The following is a 15209-nucleotide window of genomic DNA, read 5'->3' on the forward strand; positions in this document are numbered from 1 at the left end:
CTCCCCCCCGCTCGCTGCCTGGGGTCGCCCCCTGGTCTTCCACCCTTACATTTCCCCCGCCCCGCCCCCCCGCGGGGGGGGCCCGGCCCGCCGGGGGCCCCCCCCCCCCCCCCCCCGGCTCCACCACACACGTACGAGGAAGTGCAGAGGAAACATGGACGAGCTTCAGCTCGAGGGCATCACCAAGGGCTACCTGGGGGTCCAGGCGCTCAAGGGGGTCAGCTTCTCGGTCAAGCGCGGGAGCATCCACGCTCTCGCCGGACAGAACGGCGCCGGCAAGTCGACGCTCGTCAAGATCCTCTCCGGCGCCGAGACCCCGGACGGCGGCACCATCCGCCTGGGCGGCGAGATCATGCGGTTCAAGGAGCCGACCGACGCGCAGGCCGCCGGCATCCACACCATCTACCAGGAGCTGAGCCTCGTGCCCTCCCTGTCGGTGGCTGAGAACATCTTCCTCGGCACGCTCCCGAAGAAGCGCGGGGCCGTCGACTGGAGCGCCATGCAGGCGCAGGCGAGGGAAGCCCTCGCGCGGGTCGGCTTCGATCTCGACGTGCGTCTGCCGGTCTCCTCCTTCTCGGTGGCCGAACAGCAGGCCGTCGAGCTCGCCAAGGCGCTCCACAAGGATGCGCGCATCCTGCTGCTCGACGAGCCCACCTCCACCCTGCCCCTCCCGGATGTCGAGCGGCTGTTCACGGTGCTGCGCCGCCTCGCGGCCGAGGGCGTCACGCTCCTCTACATCTCCCACCGCATGGACGAGCTCTACAGCCTCTGCGACGCGGTCACCGTCCTGCGCGACGGCGTCACCGCGGCCAATCTGCAGACCGTCGACTCGAAACCGGCCGACGTGGTCACGGCCATGGTCGGCAAGAGCCTCGAGGGCTCGATCGCGGATGCGGCCCTGCGCGGTGAGCGCAGCCCCCGGCTCGGCGCGGGGCGGACCGAGAAGGTCCTCCTCTCGGCGCGCGGCCTCGGCGAGGACGAACGTGTCGCCGACATCGACTTCGACCTGTACCAGGGCGAGGTGCTGGGCATCGCCGGCCTCATCGGCTCCGGCCAGTCGGAGCTCGCCAGCCTGCTCGCCGGCGCCCGCAAGAAGACCGAGGGCGCCCTGCTGATGGACGACAAGCCGGTCGACTTCGCGTCGCCGCGCGACGCCATCCGCCGGGGGATCGGCCTGCTGCCGCAGGACCGCAAGGCCCAGGGATTCATCCCGGACATGGGCGTCGCGGGCAACATCACGCTCGCGAGCATGCCCATGTTCAGCCGGCTCTCCGTGATCGACGGCAAGCGCGAGAAGCGCGCGGCGCAGGACATGGTGACGAAGCTCGGGATGAAGGTCTCCAGCGTCAACCAGCCGATGAAGACCCTGAGCGGCGGGACGCAGCAGAAGGGCATCCTCGCCCGCTGGCTGGTCCGCTCCTCGCGCCTCCTCATCTGCGACGAGCCGACCCGCGGGGTCGACGTCGGCGCCAAGGAGGACATGTACGAGCTGATCCGCGACTTCGCCCGGTCGGGCGGGACCGTGGTCATCGCGAGCTCCGAGATCTCCGAGGCGATGATGTGCGACCGCGTGCTGGTCATGGCGCGCGGCCGCGTGGTCGCCGAGTTCGATCACGACGAGATCGACCCGCAGGGGCAGCGGATCCTCCAGCTTCTGGCCTGAGCCGCCTCCCTGCAGAACACCCACTGACGAAGACCCAACGACGGGAAAGACAATGTCGAACAAGACCCTCCCAGAGCCGGCGACGTCCACCGGAACGTCCCCGGCCGCCCAGCCCCGATCGACGTGGGGCGGTGTCGCCAAGCGACTCCTCCCGAAGAGCTACCTGCTGCTCGTCCTCGTCGTGATCATCGTGATCGGCTACTACGTCTCGGCCGACTTCCTGACGCTTCGGAACGCGGAGAACGTGATCGCGGCGGCCTCCATCGTGGCGGTGCTGGCGGTCGGGCAGTTCTTCGTGATCCTCACCGGCGGCATCGACCTGTCGGTCGGCTCCATCCTGGCGATGTCGACCGTGATCGTCGCCCTCACCCTCCAGGCGGGCATGCCGACGGGGATCTCGGTGGCCTTCACGCTGTTCTGCTGCGGCATCGCCGGGCTGATCAACGGCCTCCTCGTCGTGTGGCTGCGCATCCCGCCGTTCATCGCGACCCTGGCGATGATGAGCGCGGTGAAGGGCTTCAGCTACATCATCCAGTCGACCAGCCTCATCCAGATCACGGACCAGACGTTCATCGACCTGTTCGCCCGCGGGACCAGCCTCGGGCTGCAGAACCCCGTGATGATCTTCCTCGTCGTGATGATCCTCGCCGCCCTCGTGGCCAAGTTCACCACCTTCGGCCGGTCGCTGTACGCGATCGGCGGCAACCCGGAGGCCGCGCGGCTCTCCGGCCTCCCCGTCGCCCGCAACCTCATCATCACGTACACGATGTCCGGCCTCCTCGCGGGCCTGGCCGGCCTGATCGCGGCCGCCCAGCTGCGCCAGGGCAGCTCGCTCATCGGCGTCGGCTACGAGCTGGATGCGATCGCAGCGGTCGTGGTCGGCGGCGCGTCCCTCATGGGCGGCAAGGGCGACCCGATCAGCGCGGTCATCGGCGTGTTCGTGCTCGCCACGATCATCAACGTCATGAACCTCGTCGGCATCTCCTCGGAGCCGCAGCTGGTCATCAAGGGCGCCGTGATCGTCATCGCCGTCTTCCTCTCCTCCGCGGGAGGCGTCCAGAGGATCTCCGGATTCTTCCGGTCGCACTTCGGTCGCCGGACCGCGCGGGCTGCGAGCTGATCCGGTGTCGGCACCTTCGAGCAACGAGAAGCAGTCGACGACTCGCGGTGCCAGGATGATCGATGTCGCACGGCTCGCCGGGGTCTCCCAGCAGACCGTCTCCCGGGTCGTGAACGGGAGCCCCAACGTGGCACCGGACGTCCGGGACCGCGTCGAGACGGCCATCCAGCAGCTGCGCTACCGGCGCAACCCGGCCGCACGGGCCCTGGCCAACGGCCGGACCATGAACATCGGGATCGTGAGCTTCGGCCTCGCCCAGTACGGTCCGTCCGTCGCCCTCAGCGGGATCGCCGACGAGGCGAGGAAGGCCGGCTACGCCACCAACCTCGTCACCCTCGGCGACGTGGACCGGGCGGGGATGAAGGCCGCCCTCGAACATCTGGTCGAGGACTCGGTCGACGGGATCGTCGTCCTGGCTCCGGTGCAGGCGGCTCTCGAAGCCATCACCGGACTCGACGCCGGCGTGCCGCTGGTCGTGTTCGAGCCCGGAGCCGCAGAGGGCACGCGGAGCGTCGCGACCGACGAGGTCGCCGGGGCCGAGCTGGCCACCCGGCACCTGCTGGACCTCGGCCACGAGACGGTCTGGCAGGTCGCCGGCCCCAGCGGCTGGCTGGGCAGCGACGCCCGGCTCCGCGGCTGGGCGAAGACCCTGGCGGCGGCGGGCCGCGTGACCAACCGCGCTTTCACCGGCGACTGGTCGACGCGTTCGGGCTACGCCGCCGGATGCGAGATCGCCGGAAACCCGAGGATCACGGCCGTGTTCGTCGCCAACGACCAGATGGCGCTCGGCGTGGTCAAGGCGCTCGCCGACGCCGGCCTCCGGGTGCCGGAGGACGTCAGCGTCGTCGGCTTCGACGACGTCCCCGAATCCCAGTACTACCGGCCGGCCCTCACCACGGTCCGCCTCGACTTCGAAGAGGTCGGGCGCCTGGCGGTCGACCGCATCCTGCACCTGATGCGCGGCGGCGAGGCCGACCCCCTCCCGCGGGTGAGTCCGACGCTCATCGTGCGGCAGAGCACCGCGCCACCCTCACGCACCACGTGAACCACCGAACCCCCGACAGAAAGCGAAGCGCAATGACCACCAAACAACTCGGACGCACCGGGCTCACCGTCTCCGACGTCTGCGTCGGCACCAGCGCCCTCGGCAGCTTCCCGGCGCAGTACGGCTACGAAGTGGACACCGAGACGGCCGTCGCGACCATCCGTCGCGTCTTCGACGGGCCGTTCACCTTCATCGACACCTCCAATGAGTACGGAGGCGGCGACAGCGAGAAGCGCATCGGCCAGGCCATCCGCGAGAACGGCGGAGTGCCGGAGGGCTACCTGGTGGCGACCAAGGTGGACCCGATCCCGGGCACCACCGACTTCTCCGGAGACCGCGTGCGCCGCTCGGTCGAGGAGAGCCTCGAGCGCCTGGGCCTCGACCACCTCCCCCTCGTCTACCTCCACGACCCCGAGAAGATCAGCTTCGAGGAGGGTGTCGCCCCCGGCGGTCCGCTCGAGGCGCTGATCGACCTCCGGGACCAGGGCGTCATCGGGCACCTCGGCGTCGCCGGCGGCCCGATCGACCTCGAGCTGCAGTACCTGGCGACCGAGGCGTTCGACGCCGTGATCAGCCACAACCGCTTCACGCTGGTCGACCAGTCGGCCGAGCCGCTGCTCGACGACGCGCAGGCGCGCGGCGTGGCCTTCGTGAACGCCGCGCCGTTCGGCGGCGGGATGCTCGTGAAGGGCCCGGACGCCGTCCCCACCTACTGCTACGCCCCCGTCGCCGACGAGGTGCTGGACCGCGTGCGCCGGATGGAGGCGCTGTGCGCCGAGCACGGCGTCCCCCTCGCCGCAGCGGCCCTCCAGTTCTCGCTGCGCGATCCGCGCGTCACCTCCACGATCGTCGGCATGTCCGAACCGAAGAGGGTCGCCCAGACGGTGGAGCTCGCCGAGTTCGACATCCCCGAGGCGCTGTGGGACGAACTGCTCCCGATCGCGCGCCTGGGCCGTGCCGGGGTGCTCGCCTAGGCGACGCATCCCCCAACAGAACGTCACAAGGAAGGACAGACAATGACCACCCTCAAGAACCCCGAGCCGGTCGACGTCGTGATCGTCGGCGCCGGCGCCGGCGGGGCGACCGCGGCCAAGGTGCTCACCGAGGCGGGCCTCCGCGTCGTCGGCCTCGAGCGGGGCCCGTGGCTGAAGCCCGAGCATGCCTCGGGTGACGAGCTCAAGTTCCTGAACCGCAACTTCATCTGGCAGGACCCGAAGCTCAAGCCGCGCACGTACCGCCAGAACGACGGCGAGGAAGCCGTCATCACCAACTTCTCCGCGACCCCCCAGGTCGTCGGCGGCGGCACCACGCACTGGGGCGGCATGGTGCCCCGGATGACGGAGAACGACTTCCGCCTCCGCTCGCTGCACGGCGACGTCGAGGGCGCGAGCCTGGTCGACTGGCCGATCAGCTACGACGACCTCGAGCCGTACTACACGCGGGTCGAGTGGGAGTTCGGCACCTCCGGCCTCGGCGGCGCGAACCGCTGGGAGGGCCGTCGCAGCCGCGACTACCCGACCAAGCCGGCGCCGCTCAGCCAGATCGGCCGCAAGTTCGCGACCGCGATGAACAAGATGGGCCACAGCACGTTCCCGATGCCGCAGGGCATGGTGACCGAGCCCTACCGCGGCCGCAAGCCGTTCAGCGAGAACGGGTTCTGGCAGCAGTACCCGGACCCGGGCAACGGCAAGTCGTCGACGCTGATCAGCTTCATCCCGGACGCCATCAACACCGGTCTGTACGACCTGCGGTCGGACTGCTACGTCAGCGAGATCCTGGTGGACAAGACCGGCAAGGCGACCGGCGTGCGGTACCAGGACGAGAACGGCAACGAGTTCGTGCAGAACGCCAAGGCCGTCATCGTCTGCGGCGGCGGCATCGAGACCCCGCGCCTGCTCCTCATGTCCAAGTCCGCCCTGTTCCCGGACGGGCTCGGCAACGGCAGCGGCCAGGTCGGCAAGAACGCCACCTTCCACCAGTACTCGTTCTCGGTGGGGCTCTTCGACAAGGAGCTGCACGACCCGCTCTACGGCTGGTCGGGCCACTACATGAACCTGTGCTCGTTCGACTTCTACGAGACGGACGAGTCGCGAGGACACATCCTCGGCTCGCTCATCTTCCCGTCGATGCTGGGTCACCCCGTCAACTGGAGCTTCCCGGGTCGTCCGACGTGGGGACAGGCCGCCAAGGACGCCGACCGCGACCTCTTCAACTACAGCATGAAGATCGGGATCCTGCTCCACGACCTCCCCGTCGAGTCCAACCGCGTGGACCTGGACCCGACCGTGAAGGACGCCTGGGGCCTGCCCGTCGCCCGCATCACCCACACCCCGCACGCGAACGACTTCGCGCAGGAGAAGTGGCAGGTCAAGAAGAACGGCGAGATCCTGGAGGCCGCAGGCGCGTCGAAGGTCGTCCCGGTCAACATGGAGCGCATCACCGGCAACACCTCGCACGAGCTCGGCACGGCCCGCATGGGCAACGACCCGGCGACCTCGGTCGTCGACAAGTGGTGCCGTTCGCACGAGGTGCCGAACCTCTACGTGTTCGACGCCAGCTTCTTCCCGACCGCGACGGGCATCAACCCGGCGCTCACCATCATGGCGAACGCCTGGCGTTGCGCCGACCGGATCATCGCCGTGGACCGCCACGGCTGGACCGACTGACATCCACGGGACCTGCAGAGGAGACGACGAAGACAATGGGACAGGCAGAATGGGTCACCGCACCGATCTCGACGAGAGACACGGATGGGCCGCTGTTCTTCACGGAGCACGAGTGGGCGACTGTCGAGGCCGCCACTGCGCGCATCATTCCGACGGACCACCATCCGGGAGCCCGGGAGGCGGGAGTGGTCCGGTTCATCGACCGGATGCTGGCGGGGACGCAGTTCGTCTTCCCCGCGGCTGACGGCAAGGGCTTCCTCCGCATGGAGGGGCTTGAGGAGAAGGCCTGGCAGGAGCGCATCGAGAGCCGCCAGACGTTCTACCGCGAGGGGATCGTCGAGCTCGACGGGATCGCCGCCGAGAAGTTCGGCGCCGACTTCGTCGACCTGGACGACGACCAGCAGGACACGGTGCTCGAGATCATCTCGAAGAAGGAGAAGCCGGCGAAGTTCGTGTTCGCCGAGTCGGACGGCCAGGGCAGCGGAGGAGCGCCGGCGGGCAACCAGCCGGTCAACGAGGACTTCCTCGAGTTCTTCCCGCTCCTCGTGCTGAACACCCGGCAGGGCTTCTACGGCGACCCCGTCTACGGCGGGAACGACAACCGCGTCGGCTGGCGTGTGATCGGCTTCCCCGGGCCGCCATCGCTGGCCGCGACCATGGACGGCAGCTACACGACGCTCGAGTACATGATCCCGGAGGCCGAGTGGCCGTACGAGCAGCACCCCGCGGTGCTGCGCTACGGCAACCGCTGAGCCGCCGGCTCATCACGGGACCGGCCGGGCGCTGACGGGCGCCCGGCCGGTCCCGGCCATAATTGGGGGATGACGGAGACGAGAGCCGGTGCGCCGCGTGCGGCGCGCATGGTCGATGTGGCCCGGCTCGCGGGAGTGTCGCAGCAGACGGTCTCGCGTGTGGTCAACGGCCACAGCAACGTCTCTCCCGAGATCCGCGACCGGGTCGAGGCGGCCATGTCGCAGCTGCGCTACCGCCGCAACTCGGCGGCGCGGGCGCTCGCGACCAGCCGCTCGATGAACCTGGGCGTGCTGAGCTACGCGCTCTCGGTCCATGGTCCCGCGCTCGCGCTGTTCGGCATCGCCGAGGAGGCGCGCCGGAACGGCTACTCCACGAGCCTCGTCAGCGTCGCGGAGGTCGACCAGGACAGCATCCGGGCGGGGCTCGACGCGCTCGTGGACGGCGGCGTGGACGCCATCGTCGTGCTGGCGCCCATGACGGCGGCGACGGAGGTGCTGCAGCGGCTGGACGCCGACGTGCCGGTGGTGCGTTTCGAGCAGGGCTCGCCCGCCGGGCCTGCCACGATCTCCATCGACGAGACCCTGGGCGCTCAGCTCGCGACCCGGCACCTGCTCGACCTCGGGCACCGGACCGTGCACTTCGTCGGGGGCCCTGCGGGATGGATGGCCTCCGAGGCACGTCAGCGCGGGTGGCAGACGGAGCTGGCTCTCGCCGGCCGTCCCGTCCCGGCGGTGTTCGAGTCGGACGACTGGTCGCCGGAATCGGGCTACCGCGCCGGTCTCGCGATCGCCGAGGACCGATCCATCACGGCCGTGCTGGCCATCAACGACGTGATGGCGCTCGGCGTCATCAAGGCCCTGCACGACCGCGGCATCAGCGTCCCCGGCGACGTCAGCGTGGTCGGCTTCGACGACCGCGACGAGTCGGCCTACTTCCAGCCCGCGCTGACGACCGTCCGGCTCGACTTCACTGAGGTCGGGCGTCGGGCGGTGGAGAGCGTGCTCGGCGCCCTGCGCGGCGAGACGCCCGCGACCATCCCGCTCATCCAGCCGGAGCTGAAGGTGCGGGACAGCACGGGCGCCCCTGCGCGCTGATCCCTAGGGCTGGAACACCGCCCGGACGCAGCCGTCCTTCTTCTCCTTGAACATCCCGTAGCCCTCCGGGCCCTGGTCGAGCGGGAGGATGTGGGTGGCCAGGTGCTCGGTGACCAGCTCGTCGCGCGCCATCCGCTCGAGCAGCATCGGGATGTAGCGGTGTCCGTGCTGCTGCGCGGACCGCAGCGTCAGGCCCTTGTTCATGATGGGACCCAGCGGGAACTTGTCGACGAACCCGCCGAAGACGCCGAGCACGAAGACGCTCCCGCCCTTCCGTGCCGCGAAGATCGCCTCCCGGACGGCCGTGGGCCGGTCGGTCTGCAGCCGCAGCTGCTGCTTCAGCTGGTCGTAGGCGAAGTCGGGGCCGTCGTGGTGGGCCTCCATCCCGACCGCCTCGATGCAGACGTCGGGGCCGCGACCGCCGGTCAGCTCGCGCAGTTCGGGCAGCACCTCGCTCGTCTCGTAGTTCATCGTCTCGGCGCCGATCACCTGCTCGACCTGGGCCAGTCGCTCCTGGAAGCGGTCGATCACGATCACCCGCTCGGCTCCCAGGAGCAGGGAGGCGCGTGCGCCCATCTGCCCGACCCCGCCCGCGCCCCACACCGCGACCGTGTCACCGGGCTTCACGCCGCCGAGGTCGGCCCCCATCCACCCGGTGGGGGCGGCGTCGGAGGCGAACAGCGCACGCTGGTCGCTGACCCCCTCGGGGACGGAGAAGGCCCCCTGGTCGGCGTACGGCACGCGGATGTACTCGGCATGACTTCCCGCCCAGCCGCCGAGCGCGTGCGAGTAGCCGTAGCATCCGCCCGGCGCCTGCCCCCACAACATCTCGGGGATCCCCGCGTTGGGATTGCCGTTGTCGCACAGCGAGTACAGCTCGTGCCGGCAGTACCAGCACTTTCCGCAGCTGATGAACGAGCACACGACGACGCGGTCGCCGACCTTGTGCTTCGTGACGGCGGAGCCGGTCTCGACGACCTCGCCCAGGAACTCGTGGCCCAGCACATCCCCGGCCCGCATGGTCGGCACGTAGCCGCCGAGCAGGTGCAGGTCGGACCCGCAGGTCGTGGACAGCCGGACGCGCACGATGATGTCCTGCGCGTTCAGGATGGAGGGGTCGTCGACCTTCTCGACCGCGAGCTCGTTCACTCCGGTCCAGCACAGAGCCTTCACAGCACACCCTCGCCCTTCGCCTCGTCCTCGGCCTTGTCGACGGCGGCTCCGAACAGCGTCGCCTTCCGCTTGCCGTGCGGCCGCGGTGTCGCGCGCAGGATCTCGCCGGTCTCGTACAGCTGCTTCGCGTCGCGCAGCGCCGCCCGCAATGCCTGCTCCGGGTCGTCGTCGCCGATCACCGGCTTCGGGTCGGCGTCCGCCCGCAGCCGGGCGTGCACCTCGAACCCCTTGTCGCCCGGCGCCGTCGCGAGCCGCACCTCCAGCACCTCCCGCAGCCGCTCGAGCGGCGCGGGGTAGCCGCCCTGCGCGAAATCCGCCTGATCACCGAGGATGGTCACCGCCTTCCACCCCTCGGGATGGCGTCCGTCGCCGTCGTTCTCCTGCTTCTTCTTGACGAGCTCCCTCGCCACGAGCCCCGCCGCGGCCACTCCGACCACACCGGCGGCGACCGCCGTCTTCGCACCCATTTCCGCTCCTCCGATCGTGAGGACGGTCGACCCGCCCTCTCCTCCCGATCTCTGCACGGTAGAAGCGGGCGGGAAACGCTCCCAGGGGTTCACATGCGGGATCCCGAGCGGATAATGCGAGCTCTAGTGCAACGCCCGGTGGTACGACTCGAGGACGGGAGGCACGCCCTCGGTCAGCATCTTCTTGCGTACGTTGCCGAGCAGCTTCGACATCGCGTAGCCCCCGACGCCGGTGAATCCGGTGTGGTGCCAGGTGAAGCGGGTCCCCTCCGGTGTCTCTTCGAGGAGGTACGTGACGTCGGTGAGGTCGTCGGTGTCTTCGTCGCCCTTCCACGTGTAGTGCAGCGAGCGGGGCGCATCCACCGCGATCACCTCGCAGTAGACGACGCCGGCCCAGCCCATGGTCGGCTTGCCCACGAAGCGGAAGCGGGTGCCGGGCACGGCGGCGAAGCCCTCGGGCCTGCCTCCCTGGCCCGTGGTGGTCCATCGGGCGACCTGTTCGGGGTCGGTCAGCACCGCCCAGACCTCTTCGATCGGGTAGGGGTACTCGCGGACGATGGTGTATTCGGTCATGGCGGTAATCTACCTAACGGTAGGTAGTTTATCTACCCCGCGGTAGGTAGACTTGCGACATGGAGACTCGACGCCGCGGCGGACGCACCCGGGAGCTGGCGCAGCAGGTGGCTCTGCGCTTGTTCACCGAGCAGGGTTACGAAGCCACGTCGCTGCGGCAGATCGCCGACGAGCTCGGGATCAACAAGGCGTCGCTGTACTACTACTTCGACGGCAAGGAGGCGATCGTCCAATCCCTCCTCGATCAGCGCGGAGACGAGGCGGAGGAGCTGCTGGCGTGGGTCCGCGATCAGCCGGCGTCGTCCGATCTCGTCCCCGCCGCGGTCTCCCGCTGGGTGGACTCGTTCACCGCGGAGAAGTTGCAGGGCATCCGGTTCCTGGCGGCGAACCCGCTCCTGCTGGCCGGCCTGACGCGCGACGGCGAGGCGCCCCGCGTCGCCTCGGGACTGGCCCGGCTCGCGGACGAGCTGGGCGCTCTGCTGCCGTCCGGGGAGCCGGAGGACCGGGTCGTGCTCCGCATGGCCCTGCTGTCGATCAACGCCGCCGTGCAGGCTGCGGCCGCGACGACCGCGGACGACGCCGCGATCATTTCCGCGGCCCGCCGCGCCGCGCGCATCCTGACCGACGACCTGGTCGCCGCCCGGCCTCGATAGGGTTCGGTGTATGCCAGGTCCGATCGACGTCACCCTCCGGCCGCGCACCGAGGCGGACCTCGACGCGCTCTACGCGATCGCCGCCGACCTCAGCACCTGGGACGAGCGGACCCCGTCCATGCCCGCGCCGCTGACGCGCGCGGCCTACGAGGCGCGCCTCCAGCAGCTCGACGGCGGCCCCGACAAGGGCGTGAGCTTCGTGGTCGAGGTCGACGGCGAAGCGGTCGGAAGCGTCTCCCTGTTCTCGTTCGACGACCTCGCGCGTCACGCCGAGGTCGGGATCGCCCTCCTGCCCGAAGCCCGGGGGAGGGGGATCGGCACGGCCGCGATCGAGCGCATCGTCGAGTTCGCCTTCGTGCGCTGCAACCTCCGCCGCGTCCACCTGCAGGCGATCGCCTCCAATCTGGCGGCGATCCGTGCCTACGAGAAGGCCGGTTTCATCGTGGAGGGGCGCCAGCGCGAACACGCGTGGGTCCGCGGGCGGTATGAGGACATCGTGGTGATGGGTCTGCTGCGCTCGGAGTGGCGCGCGCGCAGCGCCGGCTAGGACGCCGGCTGCAAGGCGGCGATGGCGTCCTCTTCGCGGGCGACGACCAGGCCACGTGAGCTGTCCGCCGACTCGGAGAGCTGCGTCAGCCACGCGCGGTTCAGCGCCGGCGTGCGTGAGCCGTCGAAGTGGAAGACGAGGTTGCTCGTCGGGCTGATCCACACGCTGGTGCGGCCTCCGCCGACCGACGGGGTGTCCTTCCAGGACAGGGCGAAGCTCTGACCGTGGCGGAGCTTGTTGATGATGACGACGTGCAGGTGCGCGAGCGTGCGGTCGTCGATGGGGAATTCGTGGTTCTCGTAGCTGAGGAAGCCCATGATGTTGCCCTCCTGGATCGGTCCGGAAGGGGGCAAAGATCGTGCCAATCGAAGCTTCACGTCTACCGGAGGGTGTCCTTCGAGTCTGCCCGCACCCGGGTGGCTTTGTCCATTCGATGGAGGGGACTGTCAGGCGTGGAGGAGGGAGGTGTCGATCACGGTGAAGTCGGAGGCCGCCTCGGCCACCGCCTCGGCCTCGGCCAGCTCGAAGAACACGCCGACCACGACGGGCGTGATCTCGTGCGGGATCACGACGACGTAGACCGGGACATTCATCCCCTCACAGTCCTCTTCGATCGTCGGACCGCATCCGCTTGACACGCATGGAAGCCGGTGGGGGCGTCTCACGCACGGCGGAAGCGGTGCGCGGCGGGGCAGTCGAACGGGTCGCGTGCGGCGAGTCCGACCCGGTTCAGGTAGCGGATGACGATCCGGTACGAGTTCACCAGCCCGGTCTCGGTGTACGGGATGTCGTGCGCCGCGCAGTGCTCCCGCACCAGTTCTCGCGCCCGGCGGAGGGCGGGCCGGGGCATGCTCGGGAACAGGTGGTGCTCGATCTGGTGGTTCAGGCCGCCCATCAGGAGGCTCATCCCGCGTCCGCCGCGGATGTTGCGGGAGGTCAGCACCTGCTTGTTGAGGAAGTCGACGCGCGACCCGGCCGGCAGCAGCGGCATCCCCTTGTGGTTGGGCGCGAACGAGGCGCCCATGTAGACGCCGAACACGGCGAGCTGCACCCCGAGGAACGCGAACGCCATGCCGACGGGGAGCATCAGGAACACCACGGCGACGTAGACGGAGAGCCGCAGGCCGATCGCGACCAGCTCGGCGCTGCGGCGCTCGACGGTTCCCCGCGTCAGCAGCGAGCGGACGGACGTGACGTGGAGGTTGACGCCCTCGAGCAGGAGCAGCGGGAAGAAGAGGTAGCCCTGCCTCCGCGTGATGACGGCGAGGAGACCCCGCTGGCGGGCGGCGTCCTGCTCGGTGAACGAGATGGTGTCGAACGCGATGTCGGGGTCTTTGCCCTCGGTGTTGGGGTTGGCGTGGTGCCGCGTGTGCTTCGTCATCCACCACTGGTAGCTCATGCCGACCAGCCAGGTCGCGATGAGCCGCCCGGCACGGTCGTTGACGGGGCCGGAGGCGAAGACCTGCCGGTGCGACGCCTCGTGGCCGAGGAACGCGAACTGGGTGAAGATGAGGCCCAGCGCGGCGGCGATCAGCAGCTGGAACCAGGAGTCGCCCAGCAGGACGAAACCGGCGACCGCGCCGCCGAGACCTGCCGTGAGGGCGGCGAACACGCCGATGTAGAAGCCGCGACGCCGTTCGAGGAGTCCTTCGCCGCGGACGCGTCCGAGCAGTTCGTTGTACGTGCTGGTCACCGCCGGTCGATCGCCGGTGCGAGGCCTGGTCCGCAGGACGGGGCCGAGGGTGGATGCGGTCATGCCGTCCTCCGCTGGTGCGACGACTTCCCAGCCGAGGATGTGGGCGGATGCCCGAGATGACGCCAGCGTAGACGCGCTAGCTGGGTGTTCGTCGGTCCGTCCGGGTTCGCCGGATCAGCGCCGGGCCTTCCGCGCCGCGCGGTTGCGGGCCAGCACCCAGCCGGTGATCACGCCGATGGCGAAGACGATCAGGACCAGCAGCCAGGTGGGCATCTGCACCTGCGTCCACAGCACGAAGATGGTCGCCCGGTCGCCGCCGACCCCGTTCTGGATCGCCACGACGACCAGCAGCACGACCAGCACGATGGCGAGCCACTTGCGTTTCAGGAACGCGACGAACCGGTTCTCGCCGGCGGTGTCCCGGGTGCGCGTGCCGCTCATGCGGTCAGTATGGCGTACCGTGCCCACCGTGACCATCCTCCCGACCGACGCCGAACGGAAGCTCGCCCTGCGGCGGATGAAGACGCTCGCGACGAGCCTGCTGGTGGTGGCCGCCGTCGTCTTCGCCGTGTCGTTCGCGTTGCAGGACCGCTATCCCTGGTTGGGGTTCGTGCGAGCGGCGGCCGAGGGCGCCATGGTGGGCGCGCTCGCCGACTGGTTCGCCGTGACCGCGCTGTTCCGGTATCCGCTGGGGCTGCGCATCCCGCACACGGCGATCATCCCGAACCGCAAGGACGAGATCGGCGCGACGCTGGGCGCGTTCGTCGAGACGAATTTCCTCTCGGACGAGGTCGTCGCCGGCAAGCTGGGCACCATCGACCTGGCCGGCGCCGCCGCCGACTGGCTCGCCGAGCCGGGGAACGCCCGGCGGGTGGTGGCCGAGTCGTTCCACGGGGTGACCGGGCTCGCCGGCCTGGTGGACGACGAACGGATGCGCGAGGCGATGGAGGCGGTCGTCCGCAGGCACGTGGTCGCCCCGCTCTGGGGAACGCCCCTCGGCCGGCTCGGCGAGCGGGTGCTGAGTTCGGGCGGCCATCGGGAGGCGGTCGACCTCCTCCTGGACCGGCTGGACGAATGGCTCGCGGCGAATCCCGAAGCGTTCGGAGCGGTCGTGTCCCGCCGGCTGCCGTCGTGGCTGCCGTCGTTCGTGGACCGCGCGATCGACGATCGGCTCCACGCGGAGGCGCGGCGGCTGGTCCGGAGCGTGCGGGACGACCCCGATCACCGCCTCCGCCGCTCGCTCGACGAATACCTCGCCCAGCTCGCCGACCGGCTGCAGCACGACCCTGCGACCATCGAACGGCTCGAGGCGGCGAAGGGACGTGCCTTCGACGACCCGCGCATCCGCGAGCTGGCCGCCTCCACCTGGCAGGCGGCGCGCGCCGCGGCGCTCGACGCGCTCGCCGACGAGGACGGCGAGCTGCGGCGCCGCGCGGAGGCGTTCGTCGTGGACGTGGCACGCCGTATCCGGGCGGACGACGAGCTGCGGGCGTCGCTCAACGCCCGGCTGACCGGCGCAGCACTGCACCTGGTGACCAGCTACCGGAGCGACATCGCGCACGTCATCACCGAGACCGTGCAGTCGTGGGACCCGTCCGAGACGACCGAGAAGATCGAGACGCAGGTCGGCCGCGACCTGCAGTTCATCCGGATCAACGGCACGGTCGTCGGCGCGCTCGCCGGGCTCGCGATCTACAGCATGGCGACGGGCGTGTCCGCGCTGTTCTGAGCGCGCACATCGCACCAAGATGCCCGCGGT

17 protein-coding genes are annotated in these 15209 nt (G+C 69.9%); 10 read left to right on the plus strand and 7 right to left on the minus strand.

The genetic code is table 11. The features are described from left to right. Positions 1-154: 154 nt before the first annotated feature. The 7 genes from AB0P25_RS10415 (at position 155) to AB0P25_RS10445 (ending at position 8341) form a co-directional block, all read left to right on the plus strand. Entirely contained in the window at positions 155-1663 is a 1509-nt protein-coding gene (locus tag AB0P25_RS10415; protein WP_363807126.1) for a sugar ABC transporter ATP-binding protein, read from the plus strand. 52 nt (positions 1664-1715) lie between these two features. Further along, complete coding sequence (locus tag AB0P25_RS10420) at positions 1716-2783, plus strand: ABC transporter permease (RefSeq protein WP_363807128.1); 1068 nt, start codon at positions 1716-1718, stop codon at positions 2781-2783. Positions 2784-2838: 55 nt separating this feature from the next. Then, on the plus strand, positions 2839-3828 hold the full coding sequence (locus tag AB0P25_RS10425; RefSeq protein WP_363807129.1) for a LacI family DNA-binding transcriptional regulator: 990 nt from the start codon (positions 2839-2841) through the stop codon (positions 3826-3828). Positions 3829-3860: 32 nt separating this feature from the next. After that, a complete protein-coding gene (locus AB0P25_RS10430; protein ID WP_363807130.1) occupies positions 3861-4802 on the plus strand; it encodes an aldo/keto reductase in 942 nt (313 codons plus the stop codon). Positions 4803-4844: 42 nt separating this feature from the next. Then, complete coding sequence (locus tag AB0P25_RS10435; protein ID WP_363807132.1) at positions 4845-6494, plus strand: GMC family oxidoreductase; 1650 nt, start codon at positions 4845-4847, stop codon at positions 6492-6494. Positions 6495-6529: 35 nt separating this feature from the next. Continuing rightward, complete coding sequence (locus tag AB0P25_RS10440; protein WP_363807133.1) at positions 6530-7246, plus strand: gluconate 2-dehydrogenase subunit 3 family protein; 717 nt, start codon at positions 6530-6532, stop codon at positions 7244-7246. 69 nt (positions 7247-7315) lie between these two features. Next, positions 7316-8341, plus strand: a complete 1026-nt coding sequence (locus AB0P25_RS10445; RefSeq protein WP_363807134.1) for a LacI family DNA-binding transcriptional regulator — start codon at positions 7316-7318, stop codon at positions 8339-8341. Positions 8342-8344: 3 nt separating this feature from the next. Here the strand turns inward: AB0P25_RS10445 and AB0P25_RS10450 are convergent, their stop codons facing one another. The 3 genes from AB0P25_RS10450 to AB0P25_RS10460 all read right to left on the minus strand — a co-directional run bounded on the left by AB0P25_RS10450 (position 8345) and on the right by AB0P25_RS10460 (position 10554). Then, on the minus strand, positions 8345-9514 hold the full coding sequence (locus AB0P25_RS10450; protein WP_363807137.1) for a zinc-dependent alcohol dehydrogenase: 1170 nt from the start codon (positions 9512-9514) through the stop codon (positions 8345-8347). Beyond that, positions 9511-9981, minus strand: a complete 471-nt coding sequence (locus AB0P25_RS10455) for a hypothetical protein (RefSeq protein ID WP_363807138.1) — start codon at positions 9979-9981, stop codon at positions 9511-9513. Before AB0P25_RS10455 ends, AB0P25_RS10450 begins: the two co-directional genes overlap by 4 nt. Before the next feature lie 123 nt (positions 9982-10104). Further along, positions 10105-10554: an SRPBCC domain-containing protein gene (locus AB0P25_RS10460; protein ID WP_363807140.1), complete on the minus strand. Its 450-nt coding sequence runs from the start codon at positions 10552-10554 to the stop codon at positions 10105-10107. Positions 10555-10613: 59 nt separating this feature from the next. On the opposite strand from AB0P25_RS10460, the gene AB0P25_RS10465 reads away from it, so the two are divergent. Beyond that, a complete protein-coding gene (locus AB0P25_RS10465; protein WP_363807141.1) occupies positions 10614-11207 on the plus strand; it encodes a TetR/AcrR family transcriptional regulator in 594 nt (197 codons plus the stop codon). 10 nt (positions 11208-11217) lie between these two features. Further along, complete coding sequence (locus AB0P25_RS10470; RefSeq protein WP_363807144.1) at positions 11218-11754, plus strand: GNAT family protein; 537 nt, start codon at positions 11218-11220, stop codon at positions 11752-11754. On the opposite strand, the gene AB0P25_RS10475 is transcribed toward AB0P25_RS10470, so the two are convergent. From AB0P25_RS10475 to AB0P25_RS10490, 4 genes are all read right to left on the minus strand, one after another. Next, positions 11751-12107, minus strand: coding sequence for an ATP-dependent DNA ligase (locus AB0P25_RS10475; RefSeq protein WP_363807145.1), 357 nt, complete (start codon positions 12105-12107; stop codon positions 11751-11753). The two genes, AB0P25_RS10470 and AB0P25_RS10475, sit on opposite strands and share 4 nt — an antisense overlap. A gap of 93 nt (positions 12108-12200) precedes the next feature. Beyond that, entirely contained in the window at positions 12201-12347 is a 147-nt protein-coding gene (locus tag AB0P25_RS10480; protein ID WP_363807147.1) for a hypothetical protein, read from the minus strand. A gap of 68 nt (positions 12348-12415) precedes the next feature. Beyond that, a complete protein-coding gene (locus AB0P25_RS10485; protein WP_363807148.1) occupies positions 12416-13510 on the minus strand; it encodes an acyl-CoA desaturase in 1095 nt (364 codons plus the stop codon). Between the two features lie 114 nt (positions 13511-13624). After that, on the minus strand, positions 13625-13891 hold the full coding sequence (locus tag AB0P25_RS10490; protein ID WP_363807149.1) for a LapA family protein: 267 nt from the start codon (positions 13889-13891) through the stop codon (positions 13625-13627). Between AB0P25_RS10490 and AB0P25_RS10495 the strand changes: the two genes are divergently transcribed. Then, complete coding sequence (locus tag AB0P25_RS10495; protein ID WP_363807150.1) at positions 13890-15179, plus strand: DUF445 domain-containing protein; 1290 nt, start codon at positions 13890-13892, stop codon at positions 15177-15179. The genes AB0P25_RS10490 and AB0P25_RS10495 overlap by 2 nt on opposite strands. Positions 15180-15209: the final 30 nt, after the last annotated feature.

Source organism: Leifsonia sp. NPDC077715 (assembly GCF_040686855.1).
In the GTDB taxonomy this organism is placed as follows: Bacteria; Actinomycetota; Actinomycetes; order Actinomycetales; family Microbacteriaceae; genus Leifsonia.

What these genes read in the sequence shown, in the direction of transcription:
- AB0P25_RS10460 (WP_363807140.1), bottom strand. Translation starts at nt 10,554, where the DNA reads ATGACCGAATACACCATCGTCCGCGAGTACCCCTACCCGATCGAAGAG.
- AB0P25_RS10445 (WP_363807134.1), top strand. Translation starts at nt 7,316, where the DNA reads ATGACGGAGACGAGAGCCGGTGCGCCGCGTGCGGCGCGCATGGTCGAT.
- AB0P25_RS10415 (WP_363807126.1), top strand. Translation starts at nt 155, where the DNA reads ATGGACGAGCTTCAGCTCGAGGGCATCACCAAGGGCTACCTGGGGGTC.
- AB0P25_RS10490 (WP_363807149.1), bottom strand. Translation starts at nt 13,891, where the DNA reads ATGAGCGGCACGCGCACCCGGGACACCGCCGGCGAGAACCGGTTCGTC.
- AB0P25_RS10440 (WP_363807133.1), top strand. Translation starts at nt 6,530, where the DNA reads ATGGGACAGGCAGAATGGGTCACCGCACCGATCTCGACGAGAGACACG.
- AB0P25_RS10430 (WP_363807130.1), top strand. Translation starts at nt 3,861, where the DNA reads ATGACCACCAAACAACTCGGACGCACCGGGCTCACCGTCTCCGACGTC.
- AB0P25_RS10495 (WP_363807150.1), top strand. Translation starts at nt 13,890, where the DNA reads ATGCGGTCAGTATGGCGTACCGTGCCCACCGTGACCATCCTCCCGACC.
- AB0P25_RS10435 (WP_363807132.1), top strand. Translation starts at nt 4,845, where the DNA reads ATGACCACCCTCAAGAACCCCGAGCCGGTCGACGTCGTGATCGTCGGC.
- AB0P25_RS10420 (WP_363807128.1), top strand. Translation starts at nt 1,716, where the DNA reads ATGTCGAACAAGACCCTCCCAGAGCCGGCGACGTCCACCGGAACGTCC.
- AB0P25_RS10455 (WP_363807138.1), bottom strand. Translation starts at nt 9,981, where the DNA reads ATGGGTGCGAAGACGGCGGTCGCCGCCGGTGTGGTCGGAGTGGCCGCG.
- AB0P25_RS10470 (WP_363807144.1), top strand. Translation starts at nt 11,218, where the DNA reads ATGCCAGGTCCGATCGACGTCACCCTCCGGCCGCGCACCGAGGCGGAC.
- AB0P25_RS10465 (WP_363807141.1), top strand. Translation starts at nt 10,614, where the DNA reads ATGGAGACTCGACGCCGCGGCGGACGCACCCGGGAGCTGGCGCAGCAG.
- AB0P25_RS10485 (WP_363807148.1), bottom strand. Translation starts at nt 13,510, where the DNA reads ATGACCGCATCCACCCTCGGCCCCGTCCTGCGGACCAGGCCTCGCACC.
- AB0P25_RS10425 (WP_363807129.1), top strand. Translation starts at nt 2,839, where the DNA reads ATGATCGATGTCGCACGGCTCGCCGGGGTCTCCCAGCAGACCGTCTCC.
- AB0P25_RS10480 (WP_363807147.1), bottom strand. Translation starts at nt 12,347, where the DNA reads ATGAATGTCCCGGTCTACGTCGTCGTGATCCCGCACGAGATCACGCCC.